Here is a 5,505-nt window from a genome sequence, read left to right on the forward strand (position 1 = left end):
CACCGCGCCGCCCGCCGCCCGCACCGCCTGCGCCAGGCCCGCCACCGTCGGATGGGCGAACAGCTCGCGCAACGGCAGTTCCACCTCCAGTTCCTCGCGCAGCCGGCTCAGCAATCGCAACGCCAGCAGCGAATGGCCTCCTAGCTCGAAGAAGTTGTCGTGCCGACCGACCCGCTCCAGTCCCAGCAAGCCTTGCCACACCTGCACCAGCCGCCGCTCCAGGTCGCCTTGCGCCGCTTCATACGCCGCGTGCGCATACGCCTGCGCCGTCGGCGCCGGCAAGCCGGATCGGTCCAGCTTGCCGTTCGGCAGGCGCGGCAGCGCCGCGACCTCCACCAACGCCGCCGGCACCATGTAGTCGGGCAGGTGCTGCGCCAGCTGCGTCCGCACCGTCGCCAGCACGCCCTCCTCGGCCAGCACCAGGTAACCCACCAGCCGATCCTCGCGCACCACCACCGCCGCTTCGCGCACCCCCGCCTGGCGCAGCAGCTGCGTTTCAATCTCGCCCGGCTCAATCCGAAAGCCGCGTACCTTCACCTGCCCGTCGTTGCGGCCCAGGTACTCCACTTCCCCGTCCGCCCGCCAGCGGCCCATGTCGCCCGTCCGGTACATCCGCCCGCCGTGAAACCGGTCCGGTCCAAAGCTGGCCGCACTCAGCGCCGGCTGGTTCAGGTAGCCGCGGGCTACACCCGCCCCGCCAATGTGGATCTCGCCCCGCACCCCCACCGGCACCGGCTCACCCCACGCATCCAGGATGTACAGCCGCGTGTTCGCAATCGGCCGCCCAATCGGTACCCCGCCGCCCTCGCCGTGCTGCGCCGCTTCCCACCGGCAGGCGCTGGCGTCGATCGTCGCCTCGGTCGGCCCGTACAGGTTGATCACCCCTTCCCGCGCCAGGCGCGCACCGCGCGCCGCCAGTTCCCCGCTCAGCGCCTCGCCGCCGCAAAACACGTACCGCAACCGCCCTGCATGCGCCGCCAGCAGCCGCTCCGGCAGGGCCGCCAGCAGCGAGGGCACCAGTTGCAGCACGCTGACCTCATGCGCCGCCACCGTCGCCATGATCGCTTCCGCATCATGCTGGGCCGTCGCCGGCAGCAGGACCAACGATGCCCCCACACTCAACGGCGTCCACAGCTCCCACCCCGCCGCATCGAACGCCGGCGACGTGCGTTGCAGGAACACGTCCTGCGCCCCCAGGCCGTACTGCTCAACCTGCCAATACCCGTGATTCACCAGCCCACCGTGTTCCACCATCACGCCCTTGGGCGTCCCGGTCGAGCCGGAGGTGAACAACACATACGCCAGTTGCCCGCCGCCGCGCCCGGCGATTGACGGATCACTCGCCGGCCATGCTTCGCCCTCAAACCGGTCCAGATCCAGCACCTGGCACGGTGCCGCGCCGCTCGGCCAGGGCTCCAGCCCCGCCCGGCCCGCCGCATCCAGCAACAGCACCCGCGGCGCCGCTTCCTGCAAAATCTGCCGGTTGCGCGCCCCCGGATACCCCGGATCCAACGGCACGTACGCGGCCCCCGCCTTCCATACCGCCAGCAACCCCACCACCAGCGCCACGCTGCGCTCCACCCCCAGCGCCACCCGCTCTTCCGGCTGCACCCCCAGCGCCAGCAACTGATGCGCCAACCGATTCGCCTGGGCATTCAACGTCGCATAGCTCACCCGCTCCTCGCCGGCAATCAGCGCTATCGCGTCAGGGGTCCGCCGAACCTGCGCCTCCACCAGACCGTGCACCGTCTGCTCCAGCGGATAGGCCGCCGTCGTCGCGTTCCAGTCTTCCAATACCTGACGCCGCTCGGCCTCGTCCAGCAGTGGAATTTGCCCCAACTGCAACGCCGGATCGGCGGCCACCGCCGCCAGCACCCGCTGGAAATAAAGCACGTGGCGCTGCGCGGTAGCGGCATCGAACAGCGCCGTGGCGTAGCTGAACGCGCCAGTGATGCATCCATCCGCCTCGCCCAGTTCCAACGAGACGTCGAATTTTGCGGTCGCACCGATACCGTGCATCAGCTGCAATTGCAGATCTTCCAGCGTTGGCGCGACCGCCTCCACGTTCTGCCAGGACAGGGAGGCCTGAAAGACCGGGCTGTAGGACAGGCTGCGTGCCGGCTTGATCCGCTCAACCATCAATTCGAACGGCAGATCCTGGTGCGCCTGGGCTTCGAGCATGCGCTGCCGCGCATGTTGCAGCAGCGCCGTGACGGTTGACTCGGGTGACACATCAAGACGCACAGCGAGCGTGTTGACGAAGAAACCGATCAAGCCCTCCAGTGCAGGCTGGCTACGATTGGCGACGGGCACACCGACCACTACTTCACTCTGCCCAGACAGGCGGCCCAGCAGAGCTGCCCAAGCGGCAAGTACCGTATTGAACAACGTACTGCCGTGCGCCTGGCTCAGATGCTTGAGCGCAGCAGTGAGCTCACGTTCGATCTTTACTTCGATGATGGCGCCGGCATGGTTCTGCTGCGACGGCCGCGGTCGGTCGGTCGGCAGCTCAAGCAAAGATGGCGCACCGGCCAGAGTGGTCTCCCAATAGCGCGCTTGGCGCTCCAGGTATTCGCCTTGTAACCAGCTGCGCTGCCATAGCGTGTAATCGGTGTATTGCACCGGCAGTGGCGGCAGAGGATCGCGTTCACCACGAACGAAAGCCGAATACAGTGCACTCAGTTCGCGCGTCAATACTGCCAACGACCAACTGTCGGACACGACGTGATGCATCGTGAAAGACAGAATCGATCGCGTCGCTGCCAAGCGATACAGGCGCAGGCGCAACAGCGGCCCATGGCCAAGGTCAAAGGGGTCGGAAACATCCCTGTTCAACGCTTCGGCGAGCAATGCGTCCTGCTCTTCCGCCGCGTATGTGCTTAGATCGACGCACTGCCATGGAAGATCCAGCTCGGCGCGCACCACCTGCTGCACTTCGCCGTCACGCTCCACCAGATGTGTACGCAGTACCGCGTGGCGGTGCACGATCGCGGCCAGTGCTTCGCGCAACGCCGCTTCATCCAGCCTTCCCTCGATCCGGAACGCGCCACCCATGTTGTACTGGGCGCTGCCGTGCAGGCGATCGATCAACCACAGGCGCGTCTGCGCGTATGACGCGGCGCACTCCGGCCGTTCGAATTCCTGGCGCTGAAGCGGTGGTACCTCTCCCATCGTGGCGGTTTCGGAAAGCCGGCTGAGGTAGGCAATCAGCGCATCCTTGTGTTCGCGCAATTCTTCCCGTTGGGCTGCGGACAACGCGCCGCGGGTGGATTCGAATTTCAGCCGTCCATCCTCGACGCGCAGAATGACGCCAGCGTCCAGCATGCGTTTGACCAAGGTCTGCGCGGACATCATATTTCCCCTTCCTCCGTGATCGTCGAAGACGTGCGCAATGCCTGCAGTTGGCCGGCATAGTCGCGCGCGTCCCCTAGCTCCCCTAGCAATTGCGAGATGCCGGCAATGGTGGGGCGTTCGAACAATGCCTTCAGCGCCAGGTCTTGTGTCTCACCTGGCAGACGGTTGCGCATCAGCGCATGCAGGCGGGTGATCAGCAGCGAATCACCACCAAGATCAAAAAAGCTGTCGTGGATACCGATTCGCTCGATGGCGAGTACTTCTTGCCAGATTTCCGCCAGGCCGACCTCGATGGCAGTGGTGGGCGGCTGATAAACCGTGGTCAGCTCCGGCCTCGCCTGTTGCGGTCCTGCCGGCATTTTCTGCGCGACAGCCAGGTCATGCTGGCCGGCATGCATCGCCAGTTGCGCTTTGACCTCGCGCGTACTGACCAGCCAATGCGGCATTGGACGATCCATGGCGCGCGCAAACGCTTCCGTACCTTCCGCGCTGGTGATTGCCGATTGCAGAAAGCGATCGCGCTGCGATGACAGGTATTCGGGAAGCCGGGTGCGCACGGCCATGCCCACCTCTTTCCATGCATCCCAGGCGATGGCGATGTAGCGTGTGCTACCGGGTGCGTCATGTTGAACCGCAAAACCATCCAAGAAGGCGTTCGCGGCGCAATAGTCGTACACCGCAAACCCGCCGACGATGGCGCTCATCGACGAGCACATGGCAAAGAAATCCAGATCGAGCGCCCGCAACCGTTCGTGCAGATTCACCGCGCCATGAATCTTTGGGCGCACCACGCTGGATACATGCTCAGCGGTCTTGGTGCTGACCAGGCTTTCGCCGGCGACGCCAGCGGCATGCAGCACCCCATGAATCACGCCGTAGCGCGCCAGTGCCGCGCATACCGCGGCATCCACTTGGTCAGGATCACCCACGTCCGCCTGTACCACCATGGCCTCGCTGCCCAGCGCCTCCCATTGCTGCACCGCGCGGATACGCTCGCAAAGTTCCACGTCGTCGCCGCAATCAAGCCGCTCCTGCCATTCGTTCCGCGCGGGAAGTCCGTTGCGCACCAACAGCACCAGGCGTGCTTGCACGGTAGAGGCGAGGTAATGCGCAAGCGATCGGCCAATGCCTCCCAATCCGCCACTGATCACATAGACACCGCGCTGGCGCAGCAAATCGGGAATGCCGCGTGGTTGCGCCAGGCGTATGGGCTCGAAAGCCCGCTCCCAGCGCCGTCCCGCGCGATACGCCACCAGCTCGCGCGGTCCACAGCAGAGCAGCTCCCGTACCAGCGCAGCGCAATCGCCGGCATCCACTGCGACGGGTATATCCATGCAGCGACAATCGATATGGGTCATTTCACGATTGATCGCGCGCCATACACCGATCAGCAGTGCCTTTTCTGCGCGTACGGATTCGTTGCCCAGGACATCCGCTGACTGGCTGGCCAGCAGGCACAACCTCAACGGATGCTGTGGCCATTGCTCGGCGATGGCCTGCACCAGATAGAGCAAGCCGTAGATATTGCAGTCAAGCAGCTCCGTATCGAGTTCATCCCGGCTCGATGCACCAACGTTATAGGCGTGGACGATGTAATCAGCCCGTTGTCCGGCCTGATGCAGATCCTTCAATAGCTGCTGATGGTGCTGGGGTTGCAATACGTCGATGGCCGCACCGTCTGCGCCATACGCATAAGTTTCACCACGGCGTACGCAAAAAACCTTCAGCCCAAGCGACTGCCATGCCGCGCTGAATGTCTGCGTGAAAGCTGCGTCGTCCGAGAACAGCAGGCACGTTGAAGAGGCGGGTTCGTCGCCGGCACAAAGTGCGGCTGGTGCCGTCAGGCGCCAAGAAGGCATGTAAAACCAATCGTCCAGACCGCGGCGTTCCGAGGCGACCTGCACACCCTTGTCGATCCAGTAGCGCTGCCGCTCGAAGGGATAGGTTGGCAAGGGGATGCGCCGGCAGCGCTCGTGGGCGTGATAAGCCGGCCAGTCGATCGCCATGCCCGCTTGCCACACCTGCCCCAGCGCCTGCTGCAGCACCTGGGCGTCACCGCTTGCATCCTGCCCATGCCGCAGCGCCGCTACGATCACGTGCTCGCGCGCACGTGCATGGTGTCGCGCCAGGCCGCTCAGCACCCGCCCCGGC

2 protein-coding genes are annotated in these 5,505 nt (G+C 65.0%); both read right to left on the bottom strand.

The annotated features are described in order from the left end of the window. Positions 1–3,354 (bottom strand): amino acid adenylation domain-containing protein (locus tag ACTHNE_RS06735; protein WP_440268827.1); only part of this gene is annotated, 3,354 nt, incomplete at its 3' end. Continuing rightward, a partial coding sequence (locus ACTHNE_RS06740) for an SDR family oxidoreductase (protein WP_440268828.1) occupies positions 3,351–5,505 on the bottom strand: 2,155 nt, incomplete at its 5' end. The genes ACTHNE_RS06735 and ACTHNE_RS06740, both read right to left, overlap by 4 nt.

Source organism: Dyella sp. (assembly GCF_051954575.1).
GTDB lineage: Bacteria > Pseudomonadota > Gammaproteobacteria > Xanthomonadales > Rhodanobacteraceae > Dyella_B.